The following is a 16862-nucleotide window of genomic DNA, read 5'->3' as shown; positions in this document are numbered from 1 at the left end:
TTAGATTTTGGTTAAGATGTCAATATTATTGGTCAAGATTTTATGAATAGGACAAGCGTCCGCGATTTTGAAAAGTTTATCCTTGATATCCTCGCTTATTTCGGTCGTCCCAAAATCGATAACTCTACAAAATTGTGCCGTTTTGGTCTGCGGAAAATTTTCCAGGTCCACTTCCACATTGATGGTCGGGATGTCCCAGCCTTTTCTATCGATGTACATTCGCAGGGTCGCAGCAGTACAGCTTGCAAGCGAGGTGGCGAGAATCTCAAAAGGATTGAAACCTTTGTTTCCACCGCCTTTGTCAACAGGTTCATCTGTTATCAATGTATTTTCTCCGGCAATGACCTCAGTGTAATATTTTTCTGTTCCCAGCGTGGCTTTTACTTTTACACCCATTTTCTTATGAATTTAATTGATAGCTTAATGCGCCAGACGGACAATTTTCGATTTGATTTTTAAGTTCTTCTGTAGTCGCATTATCGGGTTTTATCCAAGGTCTGTCTTTCGGATTGTAAACCTGTGGCAACATCTTTACGCAAACGCCTGCGTGGATGCAGACTTTCGGTTTCCAGAGAATGGTGATTTCGCCAGCGTTATATTCGTGTGTGTCCATTATAGTTGACTTTTAAAGTTTTCAATTTTCGAATTGATGGTGTTCAATAATTCTGGTTCTACGACTCCATTTTCCAAATCAAAATTCTCATAGAACTTAGGCAAAGAAAAAGTTTCCTTGATGTCTGCACCAAATTGCGGAAAGAATTTTGACGCTTCTGCCATCACATTTCCACCGCCGTATCCGCCTGGCGAAGTCGTCATCAGGAACATTGGTTTATCTTGGAACACTTTCACATTGATTCTGGAAGCCCAGTCAAAGATATTCTTGAAAGCAGCGCTGTACGAACGGTTGTTCTCTGCCAAAGAGCAGACGATGACGTCAGAATCTTCTATGTTTTTTAAAAACCGATGGGCTTCTTCTGGAAAACCATTTTTTTCCAGGTCCACAGAGAAAACCGGCATCAGATAATCATTAAGGTCAATCAGGGTGATTTCCGCATTTGGAAAACTTTTCAAGACGAATTTCACCAATTCTTTGTTGATGGAAGTGGAGGAATTGCTTCCTGCGAATGCAAATATTTTCATAGTTTGAGTTGATTTTTTAGGTTTTAAAGTTTGTCGTAAGCGCCAAATTTTTCATCTACGATGGCTTTCCATTCCGGATGTTTTTTGATGAATGCAAAAACGTAGGGACAGAATGGTAATAGTTTTTTACCACTTTCTTTGATGAATTCCAAAGTCTTTTCTACAACAGCTGCTGCAGCGCCGGTTCCTGCCAATTCTGGTTCAGCTTCTGTGTGTACCAATGCAATTTGATTATCGGTTTCGCCGTAATTGATAAACGCAAAATGGCCATCAATCTCTATCTCAAAACGTTTTTTGGATTCGTTTTTTACCAGAGGAATAGATTCGAATTCTGTTTTCATAATTTTATTTTTTTAAAGTTAGCAATTATTTATTTTTCAAAATTAGACAAAGCAGGTCTGCTGGAAATTGATGTAGGATATTTTCGATGCCCGCTCATCATTAAACAAAAAAATCCTGTGAAATAATTCACAGGACCAGGAAAGGTTAAATTCCTTATGGATATAATTGATGTTTAAATATTGAATAACTTATCTGATAAATTTGATTATGCAACCTCAGTTTTGATTCGCGAAGAGGCTATGAATTCCGTTATTTTTTTAATTTTATCAGGTTGATTTTGAGGAAGTCGTCCAAGTCTGTAATAAAAATTTCTAATGCCTCTTTTAGTAATAATCCCAATAACCAGAATGTAATTGACAATACCTTTTTCTGTTTTTAAAGAAATGACTTTTTGTAAAGGAACCTCAAGAACAGGTTGTCGAAACTTCATCAGTGGATGTCTGTACTTCACTGTGCAAATGTGTTCGGAAACTTCCATTGAGAATATTTTCAAAGTAACTATTCGCCATATAGAAAAACATAGAATTACCAAAAAAGTGCTGTAAAGGACTGTATTAGGAATTATAAAGATTGTTTTTGCTAAAAAAAGAAATATTAGATCCAGAAGAATAAGGAGGAAGAATCCGTACATCGCAATAGCGATCTCTCTTTGATTGTTGATTTTCATTATCCATTTGTGTTTCTATAAAGTTAAATAAATAAATTGAATTACAATTATTTAATTTAGTATATTTTATTATTCTCTGTCATATATCTATTAAAATCTATTTTTAAGTATGATAATCGCAATTTAAAAGTTCTGATTCAAAAGAAAAATCACAATTACAGAATCTGTAAGACTCTGCAATTATGATTTTAAAAGATGTCATCATTTTGTGTTTTTGAATCTTTTTTCTTTTTGCATCATTTCTGATACGTGATTCTTCATTTGTAATTTTAGAATCTTTTTGTGTTTGTGTTTTTGCCCTTTCGTATCTATTACATTATTCCTCAACTTTGTAATTGATACTGTTTCATCAGTTGTTTTTTAGAATCTTCAACAATTTTGGTTTCATCATTTGTGTTTTCAGAACCAATTAGATTTACTATTTTCTTTGTGTCTTTTATTGTCGATTATCTTGGTACAAAAATACCAAGATCATTAATATAATTGCTTTAAATAGCTTCGATATATGTCGATGAGCTTGTAGATATTTATCTACAAAAAAAAGACTGATCTCGAAAAATCAGTCTTATTTATAGGGGAATATTTTTGATATTTAGGAATGATCCTTCATCACTTCTACCAGTTCAACGATATTTTCAATGTTCAGTTTATCAAAGATTCTTTTTTTGAGTGTGCTAACCGTGTTTTGCTTGATGTCCAGTCTGTTGGCAATTTCCAGATTCCCTAGACCTTCGGCATACATTTCGGCAATTTCCAATTCTCTCTCTGTCAATGAGAAAAGTGGATTGATGAGGTTTTTGTTTCGGAAGGAGTTCACCAGCAGCGCCTGTGTTGCCGGAGAAATATATTCTCCCTCGTTTATCATCTTCAATATTGCTTTTTGAACTTCTTCTTCTTCGCTCAACTTACTAAGAAAACCATTCGCACCTGCATTAATGAATTTTAGCGATTGTGTATTTTCATCAATTCCGGAGAAAATAAGAATTTTGGTCTCAGGTCTTATGTTTTTGATATCAGATATGATGGATAGGCTGTTTCCATCCGGAAAATGAGCATCTATAATGGCAATATCAATTGGATTAACTTGTACAGATTCCAAAACTTTTTGCAGAGTTGAAGCGTGAAAAATCTCACATTCTATCTCCATCTCTTCTAAAAGAAAAACAATACCTTGCCTTATCAAACTGTGGTCATCCGCCAATAAAAAATTGATGGACTTATCTAATTGATTCATTTATTAACATTCAAATTAATAGAGAAACTTACGGTTGTTCCTTCGTTCAGCTCACTTTCTACAGAGATTTTTCCGGAATATAATTCTATAATCTCCTTACAAAGACTCAGTCCCAGACCTGCACCCAGATTTTCCACATCTTCCGACAATACGCCTTGGTAGTAAGGTTCGAAGATTTTTTCCAGGTCGGATTTCGAAATTCCTGCGCCGGTATCCATTATTTCTGTAGATAAGGTAACGGTGTTTTCATCCAGATATTTTGCCGAAGTCTTTACTGTGATTTGTCCGTTTTCTGTAAATTTATTCGCATTCCCCAGAATATTCATAAAAATCTGGTTGATCTTCGTACAATCTGAATTGACCATTATATTCTCGTCAATATTTTTATTAATGACAAATTTATTATTCCTGGTTTCAATATAAGGTTCGATTGCTGTTAATATAGATTCAATCTCATTGTTGAGATTGAAAACACTTGGATTCAACTTGTTTTGAACCTGCTGATTTTTGGTGTACTCCAAGATTTGATTGGCCTGCATCAATAGCGTATCATTTGTAAAACTGATTGATTTTAGATATTCCTTGATTTTCTCATCATCGGTTTTCTTGTTGATTCTTTTGATAAAGATTCCAATTATTTTTAGCGGTGATCTAAGTTCGTGACTCAGCATTCCCAAAATTCTGTTTTTGAAATTTAGATTTTCCTTGATCTGTTTGTTGGCAGAGTTGAGTCTTTTTTCATAAATAAATGCAATCCTTGTAAAGTACATAATCAAGATCGACACGACGAACATCAAAATCATCGCACCAAAAATGAGATATGTTCTGATCTTATTACTAGCAGAATTCTGTTTATCCAACTCATTTTCCAGCTCAGATTTGGAATCCTTGATTGCAACTTCATAGACACTCATTAGATTATTGCTGTAAACCATCAGACTGTTAAAAGATTCAAACAGTTTATTCCTATTGGTGCTGATATCTTTGTTTTTTACCACATTCACACGTACTTTCTGGATTTCTGTAGAGTAGTAGGTATTCATATTTTTGAAAATACTGTCGAGCTCGCGCTTCATTTTGGCAAGACCATCCTTTTTGGTTTTTTCTACAGTGATGATTGTGCTTTCTTTTCGAACATTTTCCACGCCCGCAATAGCATCACCTAATCTTCCGAACAATCCTTTTTTCTTTACGGTGTCAGATTTGGTTTCGGTTTTTATATCAAATTTGTCAAAGTCGTATTTGAACTCGTACTTTTTGAATTGTGGAATGGCGATGTCACGCAACTTCATATTGGATTTTGCGGAAACCTGATACGAAGAATCCGTCAAGATCTTAAAATTTTTGATCTCTGCGGAGTCTGTTTTTTGTAAAGTGATGATTTTTTTTAATCTCGGATTTTTGTCCTTCAAATCATTGATGCTGTCCAGGTTTTTCGTAAGAACATTCACAGATTGGAAGTACGAATCCAAATATTTGTCATCGTTACTCATTATATATTTTTGAAAATAGTCCTGTGCCGTCAGAAGTTCTTTTCTGGATTTGTCTGTCAGATGCTCCAGAGCGTGAACATCTTTTAACTGATTTTCAATGAATGCTACGTTTTTCTGATTTTTGAATTCATTATAAAAATATCCAGCTATAATCAACTGAATCAATAGAATGCAAACGATCAAAGAATAATGAACAATTTTTCGAAATTTAAATCTTGAGGATTTGAAGTGATCTTTATTAGAGGTCATTTGTGTTTGGTTAAGTTTTTTTAATATAAGCACTATATAAATAATATTTATAAGCCGCAAAATTAATGAATATCATAAAGATATTGCTTTATCAACTAAATTTTTTGATAAGTATTTTACTATAAAATGTTATTTAATAGAAGTTATGTTATAAAAATAAGAAAAAAAATCCTGTGAATTGGTTTTTCACAGGATTTTAATATTTTTTAATAAAGTGATTATAAACTCTTGAATTGTTCCAACATTCTTTTGTCATTTTCAAAGAACATACGGATGTCGCTCATTTGGTAAAGCAGCATTACGATTCTCTCGATTCCCATTCCGAAAGCATAGCCTGAGAATTTGTCTGGGTCGATGTTCACGTTTTTAAGAACGGCAGGATCTACCATTCCGCAACCCATAATTTCCAACCAGCCTGTTCCCTTTGTGATTCGGTAGTCGGTTTCGGAGTTCAATCCCCAATACACATCAACTTCCGCACTTGGCTCTGTGAAAGGGAAATATGAAGGTCTCATTCTGATTTTCGACTTTCCAAAAAGTTCGGTCGTAAAGAATTGAATAGTTTGCTTAAGGTCAGCAAAACTAACATTCTCATCAATGTAAAGTCCTTCGATCTGATGGAAAATACAGTGTGAACGGGAAGAAACGGCCTCGTTTCTGAAAACCCTTCCTGGCGCCAAAATTCTCATCGGCGGTTCGTTCTCCTCCATATATCGAATCTGCACAGACGAAGTGTGCGTTCTCAGTAAAACATCAGGATTTTGCTCAATGAAAAATGTGTCCTGCATATCCCTCGCAGGATGATATTCCGGAAGGTTCAATGCGGTGAAGTTGTGCCAATCGTCCTCTATCTCAGGTCCGTCTGCAACAGCAAAACCAATGGATTTGAAGATTTCGATAATTCTATTTTTAACCAGATTGATTGGATGACGAGAACCTAATTCCAGAGGAAAACCTGGTCTGGTAAGGTCTTCTTTTTCAAGAATGATCTTGCTTTCTGCAGAAGATTTTAGTTCTTCCAGCTTTTCATTCACAGCGTTTCTCAAGATGTTGATCTTCTGTCCAAAATCTTTCTTCTGCTCATTGGGAATTTGCTTCAAAGCGTCATAGAAATCATTCATGATCCCTTTTTTACCATTGAATTTTAGTCGGAACTGTTCTGTTTCATCTTTGGTGGAAGACTGGAAATTCTGTACTTCTACCAATAGGTCATCAATTTTCTCTAGCATTGTTATATATAAAATATAGATTGCAAAAATACGATTTTAAAATAAAAAAATCTGCCTTTTTGGAAAGCAGATTTCAATTTTTAATCTTGATGATCAAGTCTTGTCTATTGTTTCTTCAAGTTATTTCTTTTCAATTGCCTTTATTTTAACTTGGATATTGATCTCATTTTTGATCAGACCTTCAGCGGCAGGCATTTGGAATTTCACGCCAAACTCATCTCTGTTGATGTCTTTGGGCTCTGTAGCGATCATCAATTCGCCTTTGTCAACTTTTACATTGGCATTGAAAGTGAAAGGTTTTGTGATTCCTTTCAAAGTAAGATTTCCGTCCAGAACTGTGTTGTAATCGCTTCCTGCAAGTCCTTCCGACACTTTGGTGATCTCGTATGAAGCGGTCGGGAATTTTGTAGCATCAAAGAAATCTGCACTTTTCAAATGTCCAAGAAGTTTTCCATTCGATTCAGCTTCTTTCAAATCTTCGTTTGTGATGGAGTTCATATCAATCACGAATTGCCCACTTTCCAACTTATTATCTTTCACCGTCACTTCGCCACTTTCGAATTTCAAATGTCCGATGTGGCTGGTGTTGTCAGACTTTACAACTTTGAAACCTTTCCATTCTGCTTTACTATTTAGCGTGTCCACAACATAAACTTGTCCGTCGGATGTTGTCAAAACTTCATTGCTTTCGCTGGTCACAGGTTTGTCTTTTCCACAAGAAATGATGAAAACCGAAGCGGAAATCAATAAAATGGCGGAGATTAAAGTTGTCTTTTTCATAATGAAATTTTTAAATAATGTCTAAATTTGTGTTTTTGCTAAAATAATAAAATTATTACGATTTCAACCACTAATTTTGCAAGATGTTGTTAGAAGTTAAAAACCTGTATTTCAATTATCAGACCGATAAACCATTGTTTCAAAATCTTAATCTAAATGTGGATGAAGGACAAATCATCGCTTTGGTTGGCGAAAGTGGCTGTGGAAAATCGACTTTGTTGAGTTTGATTTATGGTTTGATAGATTGGCAAAGTGGCGACATTTTGTTTGAAGGCGAAAAACTATTCGGACCAAAAGGCAATCTCGTTCCAGGCGAATCTCAAATGAAATTTGTAGCGCAAAACTACGATTTGATGCCGTACGGAACTGTTTATGACAACGTAGGAAAATTCATTTCCAACATCAATCTCAAAGAGAAAAAAGCGAAAGTTGAAGAATTGCTGGATGTTGTTGGTTTGACGGAATTCGCAAAAGTGATTCCAAAGAATCTGAGTGGCGGACAACAGCAAAGAGTTGCGATTGCACGGGTTTTGGCGGTTCTTCCAAAAATGCTTTTGCTCGATGAGCCTTTCAGCAACTTGGATTTTTCCAGAAAATTTGAGTTGAGGGAAAAGCTTTTTAATTATGTCAAAGAATATAATCTCAGTTTGATTATTTCAACACACAATTTGGAAGAAGTTTTACCTTGGGCGGACAAAATCGTGGTTTTGCAACAAGGACGATTAATTCAAAATGATTCGCCGAAAGAAACCTACGAAAATCCTTACAATGATTACGTTGCAAGGCTTCTCGGCGAAGTCAATATTTTCACGGAAGTAGAAAAGTCTCAATTGAATTTAAAGAAAACCAATTACTTCCCACATCAAATCAAAATTGCTGAAAGTGGAGTAGAGGCAACCGTTTCTGACAGCCGTTTCGCCGGTTCTCATTACCGAAACAAGTTATTGATTAATGATAAGCCAATCATTATTTATACAGATGAATTTCTTGAAGGAAAAGTGAATCTTAAATTTTTATAATTAATTATATTACCTGATTAATTATAAACTTTGATGAGTTTGCAGTTTATACTGAGCTTGTCGAAGTGCTTTTGCGAACCTTAAAATATTTTCAATAATTTCAAAAAAATCTTTGCGGACTTTGCGTTCAAATTCCCACTCAACAATTAAATGGATTTTTTTTTGTGGATAAAATATGGATAACTTATAGATTTCCAGTTTGTTGAATTAAAAATAATTTCTAATTTTGCTAAACGAAAATACATCAGGAAATTTTTGGTTAATTCTCTTTCTGCCCCTAAGGACCGAAATTAGCGCAAGCAATCAAAGTCTTTGAAAGTCGACCCTGCCAAATTTTTCCTTTTTTTGTTTAATATCTAAAAGGCTTCGACTCCGCTCAGCCTGACAATTAGTATTAAACTTGTCACACTGAGCGGAGTCGAAGTGTTTTTATCTATCTTTTACTAAGCTTTCCTCACAAACTCAGACTTCAAAGCCATCGACCCAAAACCATCAATTTTGCAATCGATATTGTGGTCACTTTCTGGTCTTAGTCTAATATTTTTCACTTTCGTTCCAGCCTTGATATCTTTCGGAGCGCCTTTTACAGGAAGGTCTTTGATGACAATCACAGAATCTCCATTTTGCAATTCCTTACCAAGAGAATCGAAAATTTTCCCTTCCGTAGATACTTCTGCCGGGTCCCATTCGTAGAAACATTGGGAACAGACCTGCAGATTATCTTGTTCGTAGGTGAATTCGGATTGGCATTTCGGGCAAAGAATCGTGTCGCTCATAGTTTTTATTTTGAGTCGCAAAGTTAACATTAATGTCGCAATCTAAAAATGATATTAATTTGGAAATGTAACTTATCATTCATAACCAAAAACTCATAATAAATTTTTAGATTTGCTTGCAATAAATAAATTAATAAAAAAGTAGATGAAAAAGACCGCTTTATTCGATAAACACGTTTCTTTGGGAGCTAAGATTGTTCCTTTTGCAGGTTTCGAAATGCCTGTTCAGTATGCCGGAATCAACGAGGAGCATTTTGCTGTCCGCGAAAAAGCGGGAATGTTCGATGTGTCTCATATGGGACAATTTTTCATCGAAGGTCCGTCTGCGAAAGACCTTTTGCAATTCGTAACTTCCAACAATGTGGATGCGCTTGAGAACGGAAAAGCACAATATTCTTGTTTGCCAAACGAAACTGGCGGAATTGTAGACGATTTGATTGTTTACAAAATGGAAAATGAGAAATATTTCGTCGTCGTAAACGCTTCAAACATCGATAAAGACTGGAACCACATTGCACAGTACAATGAGAAATTCGGGGCAAAGATGACCAATGCTTCAGACGAAATGTCATTGATTGCCATCCAAGGTCCAAAAGCAACTGAGATTCTTCAAAAACTGACCGAGACAGATTTGTCAAGCATTCCATATTATCATTTCACAGTGGGTTCTGTGGCTGGTTTTTCTGATGTCATCATTTCGAATACAGGTTACACGGGAAGTGGTGGTTTTGAGATTTATTTTAATAATGACAACGCAGAAAAAATCTGGGACGCGCTAACTGAAGCTGGACAAGATTTCGGATTGATTCCTTGCGGATTGGCTTCCAGAGACACTTTGAGATTGGAAAAAGGATTTTGTCTTTACGGAAATGACATCAACGATACAACGTCTCCACTTGAAGCGGGATTAGGTTGGATTACGAAATTTGATAAAGATTTTGTGAATAAAGCATTTTTGGAAAATCAAAAAGCTGAAGGAATTACTAAAAAATTAGTAGGTTTCGAAATGTTAGAAAAAGCAATTCCAAGACACGATTATGAAGTGGTGGATGCAGAAGGAAAAATCATCGGAAAAGTAACTTCCGGAACGATGTCACCAATGAAGAAAGTCGGAATAGGATTGGCTTACGTGGACAAACCGAATTTCAAACTCGATTCAGAGATTTTCATCAGAATTAGAAATAAGGACATTCCTGCGAAAGTGGTGAAATTGCCTTTTGTTTAAATCTATTTAGATTTTAAAATAATACAAGCGACTATTTTGGTCGCTTTTTTGATTGTCAATAATTTAGTTAATTTCAGAAAAATAATTAATTATGAAATCAAATAAACTAAGTTTAGTCCTGTTGTTCTCTGGAGCAATGCTTTTTCAAGCCGTTGAGAAGAAAGAAGTTTCTTTAAATTTGGAAGTAAATTCAACCAATATTTCTGTGCCTTTCCAGCAAATGCCAGCAAATATCAAAAGCTTTTTGGCGAAATATTATCCAAAAGCGACAGTTGCAAAATACGAATCCAAGAACACGCTTGTCGGTAGAAAGTACGAAGTAAAGCTGAACAACGGGGCAGAAATCGACTTCGATAAAAATGGCAATTGGGAAGAAATCAGCGATAAACAAGGCGTTCCGACGGCTTTGATTCCTGTAAAAATAAAAGCTTATGTTGATAAAAAATACAGAGGCGCCAAAGTAGAGGCCATTGACAAAGAGAAAAATAAAATCAAAGTTGATTTAAATAATGACATCGACTTGGAATTCGACAAAAATGGAAATTTTTTGAGAATTGATTAAAAAAAAGAAAGCGTTCAATAATTTGAACGCTTTCTTTTTTGAATTCTGACTTCCATCATCCGACGTCCGTCTATTTCAAATATTTCGTGATGCTTTCGCTCGTTGGGTTGGTGGTGCTGATGAAACTGTCAATCACATTTCCTTTTTCATCAAGCAAAATCTTGGTGAAGTTCCAAAGGATTTTTGTGTTTTTCACACCGTTTTCTTTCTTGTCTGTCAAGAATTTGTAGATGGGCGCGATGTCGTCACCTTTTACAGAAATCTTAGAAGCCATCGGGAAATCCACACCATAGTTTCTTTGGCAGAATGTTGCAATTTCTTTGTTAGAGCCAGGTTCTTGTCCTCCAAAATTGTTCGCTGGAAAACCTACGACCACCAATTTATTTTTATAAGTGTCCGCCAATTTTTGCAAATCTTTGTATTGCGGTGTAAAACCACATTCCGAGGCCGTATTCACAACCAATATTTTTTTGCCTTTGAACTTAGAAAAGTCAATCGTAGAGCCATCCAAGGCTTCTACTTTGAAACTGTGAATCGATTTTGCCTGCGCTTTGTTTTTTGAAAATCCGAAAAGTGAAAACATAATTATAAGTAGGTATTTCATAAAAGTAATTTAAATTTTTTTAAAGACAATTTAAAAATCAAATTTAAAACAAGTTTGGGGATTTGTAATGTGATTTTTTACAAATCTGTCTATGAGGATGATTATTAAAATTCTGGAATTATTAAGAGCCTGTATAAAAATGATTAAAAATAAAATTTTCAAAGCATTTTTCTTTCCCCAGCCCTAAAAGGTGGAAAAACGCCTTGAAAATTTCATCAAAATTACTCCCTTTAGGTTCGGGGAAATAATTTTGATGAAATTTAAACAGGCTCTAAGTTGATTAATACTTCGAAAAATATAAATATCTTTAATCAAATTTAAAATCGATAATGAACCGAAAAGATTTTATCGCCTTGTCTTCGTTGGGATTTTTAGGATTGTATGCTTGTGGAACTTCAAATATGATGAACATTAGAAAACCTTTAGCCATCCAATTGTACACGGTTCGGGATGCGATTTCTGAGAACTTGGAAAAAGCGTTGGAAAAGTTAGCAAAGTTGGGATTTAGTCAAGTCGAAATTTACGGCTACGACGGCACTTTCTTTGGAAAAACCAGAACGGAATTTCTAACGATTCTGAAGAATGTTGGTTTGGAAATCATCAGCTCGCATCACACTACGGGAATTGTTCAGAATACCAAAGGAACTTTGCTCAACAATTGGGAAAAATCTGTCGAAGATTTGCACTTCATCGGTTCCAAATATATGGTTTGTTCTTATCTTTTCGAGGAAGAAAGGACTTTGGAACATTACAAAAAACTGCCCGAATTGCTCAATCAATCTGGCGAAATAACCAAGAAAGCAGGAATCCAATTTGCGTATCACAACCACGATTTTGAATTTGAAAAGTTAGATGATATAACTGTTTATGATTTCATTTTAGAAAATACGTCTCCCGATTTGGTCAAAATGGAACTCGACCTTTATTGGATGGCGAAAGCGGGATTGAATCCGCTTACATATTTTGAAAAATATCCCAAAAGATTTCCACTGTGGCACGTGAAGGATTTGAAAGCTGGAACCAAAGATTTTACGGAAATAGGAAACGGAACGATTGACTTCAAAACTATTTTTGAAGCGAGAGAAAAAGCTGGACTGAAACATTGGTTTGTAGAACAGGATTCCAGCGATAAGGATATGTTCGAAAGCTTGAAAATCAGTACAGATTACATCGCAAAAAATAATTTTTTCAAATAAATGGTCACTGCTTCGACTTTATTATTTTAACAAAATTTTATGATTTGTAAAATAAATCCCTTTTCTTTGCCGTTCATTTCTTTATGAAACAACTTTATGAGCGTTTACAGTAAGCTTGCTGAGAATCTACAATACATTTCGCCAATCTTCTACAAAAGCCGATTTTTCAAAAAACTGAAAGGTCTGGATGCTCATAATCTGTTGGCGAGGAAAGTGGAACCTGAGTTTCTTTGGATTAAAAATATTCTGGCAAAAGATGCTGTTTTTATGGATGTTGGAGCCAATGTCGGCGCCTATCTTTTCACTTTGGAAAACCATTTGAAACCAGAAAATATTTACGCTTTCGAACCCAATCCACAATTGTTCAAAAGATTGGGACGATTATTCCCGAAAGTCATTTTGTCGTCGGTTGCTTTGTCTGATATTTCAACAATCGCCGAATTCAAAATTCCTGTCATCAATGGTGAGAAAATCCATACGAGAGGAACTTTGCAGACTTCCATCAAAGAGAAAAATGAGGAGAAAACGATTCTTCAAAAAGTGGAGGTGAAGCCTTTGGATGACTTGGTCTTCGACTCCGCTCAGAATGACAATTTTAAGTTTCAAAAGCTCGATTTTATCAAAATTGATGTGGAAGGCAATGAGATGCAAACTTTGCGTGGCGCGAAAAGAACGATTGAAAAATTCAAGCCTATTTTGATGGTGGAAATGGAACAACGCCATCACGACGACAATCTATGGACGTTGATTTCCGAAATTGCCGATTGGGGTTATTCCGTCAAATATCTCGACAGAGAATCTCTAAAGTTGAAAACGTTGACAGAAGAATTCCTGAATCAGCAAAATCCTGACAATGTGAAGAATTACAAAGATTACATCAATAACATCATATTTTTACCAAGTCTTCAAGAACCACAGGCTGACAAAAACTTAGAACTTTAAATTGAAACTATGAGTGTCGTTGCAAGACAAGGTATAAAATATTCCATCATTGGTTATCTCGGTTTTTTGCTGGGAACGTTTTCGGCGATTTTCATTTTTCCGTACGATATGGAGTTTTATGGAAAGCTCCGTTACATTTTGCCAACTGCCGAAATGATAGTTCCAATCGTAGTTTTTGGACTCAGTTTTTCCAACGTCAAATTCTTCAGCAAAGTGAATGCTGATGGGAAACACCACAATATGTTGTCGCTTAGTTTGCTGGCGATTTTCATCAATTTTGCGATTTTTATCGGCGCTTACTTTTTACTCAATTATCTCTTTCCAAGTCTCAAGGAAAGCCGACTTTGGGAAATGAAACGTCTGATTTTGCCAATGGTTTTGGTTTTGGCTTTATCCTCGATTTTCAATAAATTTCTGACCAATTACAAGCGAATAGTAGTTCCCAATATCTTCGAAAACTTTGTTCCGAAGATTGCCAATCTTGGCGCGTTTTGCCTTTTCTTTTTTATGGGATTTGCAGAAAAATCGGCTTATGGATTTTTCTTTATGATGTTCGTGATTTCGCTACTCGGATACGGATTTTACACCAATCGCTTGGAGAAAATCAAACCGGATTTTAATTTGGATTATTTTAAAAAAGACAAGTTTTACAGTGAGATTTTCACTTACAGTTTATTCGGATTTCTTGGGAATATCGGGAATTACATCGCTATCAGAATTGATAATTTTATGATTGGCGAGTACATCAGTTTCGAGGAAAACGGGATTTACAGCAATATTTTTTCAATCATCTCCATTATCGTGGTTCCTCAAATGGGACTTTTCAATATTTCTGCGCCTATCATCAACAAAGTTCTGGCGAACGGCGATTACGACGAGCTGGACAGATTTCATAAGAAAACCTCGCTCAGTCTGTTTTTCTTAGGCTTGGTTTTGTTTTGTTGCATCGTTGTAGGATTTCCTTACCTGGCAGATTTTATGAAGAATGGCGAGGATTTACGAAGTGCTGAGCCAGTTCTTTGGATTTTAGGATTTGCGATGTTGTTTGACTTGGCGACGGGTTTCAACGGTCATATCATTTCGTTGTCGAAGTTTTACAAATTCAATATTGTGGTGATGTTGATTTTGGCGGTTCTTACAATTAGCCTTAATATGATTTTCCTGACTTACACAGACTTGGGAATTCTCGGAATTGCTGTTGCTTACGCGATTTCGTTGTCATTGTTTAATATCATCAAAATCGTTTTCAACTACGTTAAGTTCAAAGTTTTTCCATTGGGAATCGAGATGATGTACGCTTTGATTTTGGGATTTCTGTCAATCAATGTGGCGATTCTGTTGCCGGATTTTGAACATAATATTTTGAATCTTTTCTACAAACCAAGCGTCGTTTTGATTCTGCTTTTCATTGGAAATTACTTCCTGAAAATCTATCCGTTGGACAAGTTTTTGAACAAGGATTTTATCAAGAGTTTGTTTAAATTTTAATAGTTAAACTTAGAGCCTGTTTAAATTTCATCAAAATTATTTCCCCAACCCTAAAGGGAGTAATTTTGATGAAATTCTCAATGCGTTTTTCCACCCTTTAGGGTCAGGGGAACGAAAAACGTTTTGAAAATTTTATTTTTAAATCATTTTTAAACTGGCTATTAATCGTATTTCGGATTAATCAAAATCTCTTCCTTTTTGTTTGATTTTGTAGAAGTTCTGGTTTGTTTCAGGCAAGTACCTTTTTCGTCTTTTGAGATGCATTTTATTGATAGCTCATCAATCTTTTCATTGTCTTTTCCTGTGACGACAATCTTGGAAAGTTCATCATTAGCATAATGAAATTGACGCGTGTAGAAGGTGTCAAAATTATCAACTATTTTGTCGATGCTTCCGTTTTTGTTGTAATGGTAGATGCTTTCGTTTTGTTTGTATTGCTTTTGCGTGTAGCAACTGATGCGTTCCCGCTGATTCGGTTTCCATCGCGTTTTGCAATAGTATGAATCTTTGTCGGGATATCTTTCCACCGTGAACCAAAGTTTCTTTTCGGTGGTTTGCAAAAGCTTTCCGCCAGAATCTACAGTTTTGGAAGATTTGATTCGTCCATTTTTGGTGAATCCCATTTCCTTTTTCTGGAGAAGTTTTCTCTGAGCATTTGAAATGTCATAGACTTCTTCCGTCGCAGATTTTATGCCTTTTGGAAGTAAGTTGGCTTTGGTGTATTTTTTCGTCGCGCAAGAGGTGATTGCTAAAAATAGAATTGAAAAACAAAGGATTCTCATAACTTTCATTTTGGGAAATGAACAGCAAAATGCTTTCCAAGAATGGGATTGTTTGTCCTGGCAATATTTGAAGAATTTTCTTCTGGAAAATTATTTTACTGCTTCATTATCGCGAAATCGTGCAAACCAATTTGCTGAATCATATAGGGCCAAATTTCTGTTCCTTGTGCATTGGGAAAAGTTCCGACATTTGAAGTTTCTTTGAATTCTCCATCCTCAACAGTCTGGATATCTGATTTGTACGAAAGAGCATATTTTGTCCTGTTCTTCATCACAAGCAACACTTTCATATTTTTTTGTTTCTCTTCTTCGGTCTTGCCGTGTGTTCCTAAACAAAAGTAAAATTCTATCGTTCCATCCAGGCCTTTTTCCTTAAACAGTTTACTTTTTTCCCAACTATCGATTATTTCTTGAAATGGTTCAAATTCGATGATTGAAAAATCAAAATTCGTAGAGTCTGTAGGATGTAGTTTGATTGTAAACTTTGTTCCGATAGGGAAGGCAAAACCTTTTGCTGGTTCGGTTGGCAATTCTTGTGCAGAAGCGAAAATACTGATTGTAAAAAATAAAGTTAGTAGTAGTTTTTTCATCTCTTGATGTTTGAGTTTTTATGATTGATTTGTTTTAAAGGAATTATTGTTACTTTTTTTATTGTAATTATGAAGTTCTCTATTTAAAATGTTAATTAACTCATCTCGTTTAATATCAATCATATCGCTGTCTATCCACAAAGGTTCAGGCTTTGAGGTGAAGTAAAGTCCAAAATATTTTTTCCGCGGAAAGTGATTTGGATTTATTGGTTTAATGTAGATTTGGCGGATTCTGAAATGTCCGATTTCAAAGGCGCTAATCTCACTCCAGCTGATGAAATAACTTTTAGCCTGTGTATTGTTTTCAATACCGAATTCATCAGTTTTCAACGCAACATTATTTCCTGAACTATACATTTTGTAGAATTGTTTTAATCTAAATATTAAGACAAATAAATTAGCAACAAGAAACAAACTCAGTGCAATTCTTTCAGGAATGTTGTATTCTTTGTAGATTAAATAGGAACAAATAAGAATCGCGCCAACACAAAGACTAATGCTTGTGTTGAAAGCGCTTCTTTTAAAATTGATTTCAATCAAGGAT

General features: G+C 35.3%; 20 protein-coding genes. 6 read left to right on the top strand and 14 right to left on the bottom strand.

What is annotated here, in order from left to right:
• The 9 genes from PQ459_14685 to PQ459_14645 form a co-directional block, all read right to left on the bottom strand.
• Complete coding sequence (locus tag PQ459_14685) at nucleotides 1–396, bottom strand: OsmC family protein (protein WDF46142.1); 396 nt, start codon at nucleotides 394–396, stop codon at nucleotides 1–3.
• 4 nt (nucleotides 397–400) lie between these two features.
• Nucleotides 401–613, bottom strand: a complete 213-nt coding sequence (locus PQ459_14680) for a (4Fe-4S)-binding protein (protein WDF46141.1) — start codon at nucleotides 611–613, stop codon at nucleotides 401–403.
• Nucleotides 613–1140 (bottom strand): NAD(P)H-dependent oxidoreductase, encoded by a 528-nt coding sequence (locus PQ459_14675; GenBank protein WDF46140.1) that lies wholly within the window; start codon nucleotides 1138–1140, stop codon nucleotides 613–615. Before PQ459_14675 ends, PQ459_14680 begins: the two co-directional genes overlap by 1 nt.
• A gap of 23 nt (nucleotides 1141–1163) precedes the next feature.
• Complete coding sequence (locus PQ459_14670) at nucleotides 1164–1481, bottom strand: GNAT family N-acetyltransferase (protein WDF46139.1); 318 nt, start codon at nucleotides 1479–1481, stop codon at nucleotides 1164–1166.
• A 206-nt stretch (nucleotides 1482–1687) separates the two neighbouring features.
• Nucleotides 1688–2149 carry a hypothetical protein gene (locus tag PQ459_14665; protein ID WDF46138.1) on the bottom strand — a complete coding sequence of 154 codons (462 nt, stop codon included), beginning with the start codon at nucleotides 2147–2149 and terminating at the stop codon, nucleotides 1688–1690.
• A 592-nt stretch (nucleotides 2150–2741) separates the two neighbouring features.
• Complete coding sequence (locus PQ459_14660; GenBank protein ID WDF46137.1) at nucleotides 2742–3383, bottom strand: response regulator transcription factor; 642 nt, start codon at nucleotides 3381–3383, stop codon at nucleotides 2742–2744.
• The gene (locus PQ459_14655; GenBank protein ID WDF46136.1) at nucleotides 3380–5125 is read right to left on the bottom strand and encodes a HAMP domain-containing sensor histidine kinase; all 1746 of its coding nucleotides are present in this window, start codon (nucleotides 5123–5125) and stop codon (nucleotides 3380–3382) included. Before PQ459_14655 ends, PQ459_14660 begins: the two co-directional genes overlap by 4 nt.
• Before the next feature lie 218 nt (nucleotides 5126–5343).
• Complete coding sequence (pheS, locus tag PQ459_14650; protein ID WDF46135.1) at nucleotides 5344–6354, bottom strand: phenylalanine--tRNA ligase subunit alpha; 1011 nt, start codon at nucleotides 6352–6354, stop codon at nucleotides 5344–5346.
• A gap of 120 nt (nucleotides 6355–6474) precedes the next feature.
• Nucleotides 6475–7134, bottom strand: coding sequence for a YceI family protein (locus PQ459_14645; GenBank protein WDF46134.1), 660 nt, complete (start codon nucleotides 7132–7134; stop codon nucleotides 6475–6477).
• A gap of 83 nt (nucleotides 7135–7217) precedes the next feature.
• Here PQ459_14645 and PQ459_14640 point away from each other — a divergent pair, with 83 nt between their 5' ends.
• On the top strand, nucleotides 7218–8153 hold the full coding sequence (locus PQ459_14640) for an ABC transporter ATP-binding protein (GenBank protein ID WDF46133.1): 936 nt from the start codon (nucleotides 7218–7220) through the stop codon (nucleotides 8151–8153).
• A gap of 443 nt (nucleotides 8154–8596) precedes the next feature.
• On the opposite strand, the gene PQ459_14635 is transcribed toward PQ459_14640, so the two are convergent.
• On the bottom strand, nucleotides 8597–8929 hold the full coding sequence (locus tag PQ459_14635; protein ID WDF46132.1) for a zinc ribbon domain-containing protein YjdM: 333 nt from the start codon (nucleotides 8927–8929) through the stop codon (nucleotides 8597–8599).
• A 145-nt stretch (nucleotides 8930–9074) separates the two neighbouring features.
• Here PQ459_14635 and gcvT point away from each other — a divergent pair, with 145 nt between their 5' ends.
• Together gcvT and PQ459_14625 are read left to right on the top strand one after the other, a co-directional pair.
• Nucleotides 9075–10154: a glycine cleavage system aminomethyltransferase GcvT gene (gene gcvT / locus PQ459_14630; GenBank protein WDF46131.1), complete on the top strand. Its 1080-nt coding sequence runs from the start codon at nucleotides 9075–9077 to the stop codon at nucleotides 10152–10154.
• A 91-nt stretch (nucleotides 10155–10245) separates the two neighbouring features.
• Nucleotides 10246–10716 (top strand): PepSY-like domain-containing protein, encoded by a 471-nt coding sequence (locus tag PQ459_14625; protein ID WDF46130.1) that lies wholly within the window; start codon nucleotides 10246–10248, stop codon nucleotides 10714–10716.
• Nucleotides 10717–10786: 70 nt separating this feature from the next.
• Here the strand turns inward: PQ459_14625 and PQ459_14620 are convergent, their stop codons facing one another.
• Nucleotides 10787–11320, bottom strand: a complete 534-nt coding sequence (locus PQ459_14620; GenBank protein ID WDF46129.1) for a glutathione peroxidase — start codon at nucleotides 11318–11320, stop codon at nucleotides 10787–10789.
• 329 nt (nucleotides 11321–11649) lie between these two features.
• Here PQ459_14620 and PQ459_14615 point away from each other — a divergent pair, with 329 nt between their 5' ends.
• From PQ459_14615 to PQ459_14605, 3 genes are all read left to right on the top strand, one after another.
• Entirely contained in the window at nucleotides 11650–12516 is an 867-nt protein-coding gene (locus tag PQ459_14615) for a sugar phosphate isomerase/epimerase (protein WDF46128.1), read from the top strand.
• A 96-nt stretch (nucleotides 12517–12612) separates the two neighbouring features.
• Nucleotides 12613–13458, top strand: a complete 846-nt coding sequence (locus PQ459_14610; GenBank protein WDF46127.1) for an FkbM family methyltransferase — start codon at nucleotides 12613–12615, stop codon at nucleotides 13456–13458.
• Nucleotides 13459–13467: 9 nt separating this feature from the next.
• Nucleotides 13468–14946 carry a lipopolysaccharide biosynthesis protein gene (locus tag PQ459_14605; GenBank protein WDF46126.1) on the top strand — a complete coding sequence of 493 codons (1479 nt, stop codon included), beginning with the start codon at nucleotides 13468–13470 and terminating at the stop codon, nucleotides 14944–14946.
• A gap of 161 nt (nucleotides 14947–15107) precedes the next feature.
• Here the strand turns inward: PQ459_14605 and PQ459_14600 are convergent, their stop codons facing one another.
• The 3 genes from PQ459_14600 to PQ459_14590 all read right to left on the bottom strand — a co-directional run bounded on the left by PQ459_14600 (nucleotide 15108) and on the right by PQ459_14590 (nucleotide 16858).
• Nucleotides 15108–15728, bottom strand: a complete 621-nt coding sequence (locus tag PQ459_14600) for a hypothetical protein (protein ID WDF46125.1) — start codon at nucleotides 15726–15728, stop codon at nucleotides 15108–15110.
• 95 nt (nucleotides 15729–15823) lie between these two features.
• Nucleotides 15824–16318, bottom strand: coding sequence for a hypothetical protein (locus tag PQ459_14595; protein ID WDF46124.1), 495 nt, complete (start codon nucleotides 16316–16318; stop codon nucleotides 15824–15826).
• Between the two features lie 18 nt (nucleotides 16319–16336).
• Nucleotides 16337–16858, bottom strand: a complete 522-nt coding sequence (locus tag PQ459_14590) for a hypothetical protein (GenBank protein ID WDF46123.1) — start codon at nucleotides 16856–16858, stop codon at nucleotides 16337–16339.
• Nucleotides 16859–16862: the final 4 nt, after the last annotated feature.

Origin of the sequence: Chryseobacterium sp. KACC 21268, assembly GCA_028736075.1 — a bacterium.
In the GTDB taxonomy this organism is placed as follows: domain Bacteria; phylum Bacteroidota; class Bacteroidia; order Flavobacteriales; family Weeksellaceae; genus Epilithonimonas.
This window is presented reverse-complemented; position numbering and strand designations above follow the sequence as displayed.

Excerpts from the sequence above, each read along its gene's own strand:
- PQ459_14620 (WDF46129.1), bottom strand. The coding sequence starts at position 11,320 with ATGAAATACCTACTTATAATTATGTTTTCACTTTTCGGATTTTCAAAA.
- PQ459_14670 (WDF46139.1), bottom strand. The coding sequence starts at position 1,481 with ATGAAAACAGAATTCGAATCTATTCCTCTGGTAAAAAACGAATCCAAA.
- PQ459_14685 (WDF46142.1), bottom strand. The coding sequence starts at position 396 with ATGGGTGTAAAAGTAAAAGCCACGCTGGGAACAGAAAAATATTACACT.
- PQ459_14635 (WDF46132.1), bottom strand. The coding sequence starts at position 8,929 with ATGAGCGACACGATTCTTTGCCCGAAATGCCAATCCGAATTCACCTAC.
- PQ459_14655 (WDF46136.1), bottom strand. The coding sequence starts at position 5,125 with ATGACCTCTAATAAAGATCACTTCAAATCCTCAAGATTTAAATTTCGA.
- PQ459_14680 (WDF46141.1), bottom strand. The coding sequence starts at position 613 with ATGGACACACACGAATATAACGCTGGCGAAATCACCATTCTCTGGAAA.
- pheS (WDF46135.1), bottom strand. The coding sequence starts at position 6,354 with ATGCTAGAGAAAATTGATGACCTATTGGTAGAAGTACAGAATTTCCAG.
- PQ459_14610 (WDF46127.1), top strand. The coding sequence starts at position 12,613 with ATGAGCGTTTACAGTAAGCTTGCTGAGAATCTACAATACATTTCGCCA.
- PQ459_14675 (WDF46140.1), bottom strand. The coding sequence starts at position 1,140 with ATGAAAATATTTGCATTCGCAGGAAGCAATTCCTCCACTTCCATCAAC.
- PQ459_14595 (WDF46124.1), bottom strand. The coding sequence starts at position 16,318 with ATGAAAAAACTACTACTAACTTTATTTTTTACAATCAGTATTTTCGCT.
- PQ459_14665 (WDF46138.1), bottom strand. The coding sequence starts at position 2,149 with ATGAAAATCAACAATCAAAGAGAGATCGCTATTGCGATGTACGGATTC.
- PQ459_14605 (WDF46126.1), top strand. The coding sequence starts at position 13,468 with ATGAGTGTCGTTGCAAGACAAGGTATAAAATATTCCATCATTGGTTAT.
- PQ459_14645 (WDF46134.1), bottom strand. The coding sequence starts at position 7,134 with ATGAAAAAGACAACTTTAATCTCCGCCATTTTATTGATTTCCGCTTCG.
- PQ459_14640 (WDF46133.1), top strand. The coding sequence starts at position 7,218 with ATGTTGTTAGAAGTTAAAAACCTGTATTTCAATTATCAGACCGATAAA.
- PQ459_14615 (WDF46128.1), top strand. The coding sequence starts at position 11,650 with ATGAACCGAAAAGATTTTATCGCCTTGTCTTCGTTGGGATTTTTAGGA.
- PQ459_14600 (WDF46125.1), bottom strand. The coding sequence starts at position 15,728 with ATGAGAATCCTTTGTTTTTCAATTCTATTTTTAGCAATCACCTCTTGC.
- PQ459_14660 (WDF46137.1), bottom strand. The coding sequence starts at position 3,383 with ATGAATCAATTAGATAAGTCCATCAATTTTTTATTGGCGGATGACCAC.
- PQ459_14625 (WDF46130.1), top strand. The coding sequence starts at position 10,246 with ATGAAATCAAATAAACTAAGTTTAGTCCTGTTGTTCTCTGGAGCAATG.
- gcvT (WDF46131.1), top strand. The coding sequence starts at position 9,075 with ATGAAAAAGACCGCTTTATTCGATAAACACGTTTCTTTGGGAGCTAAG.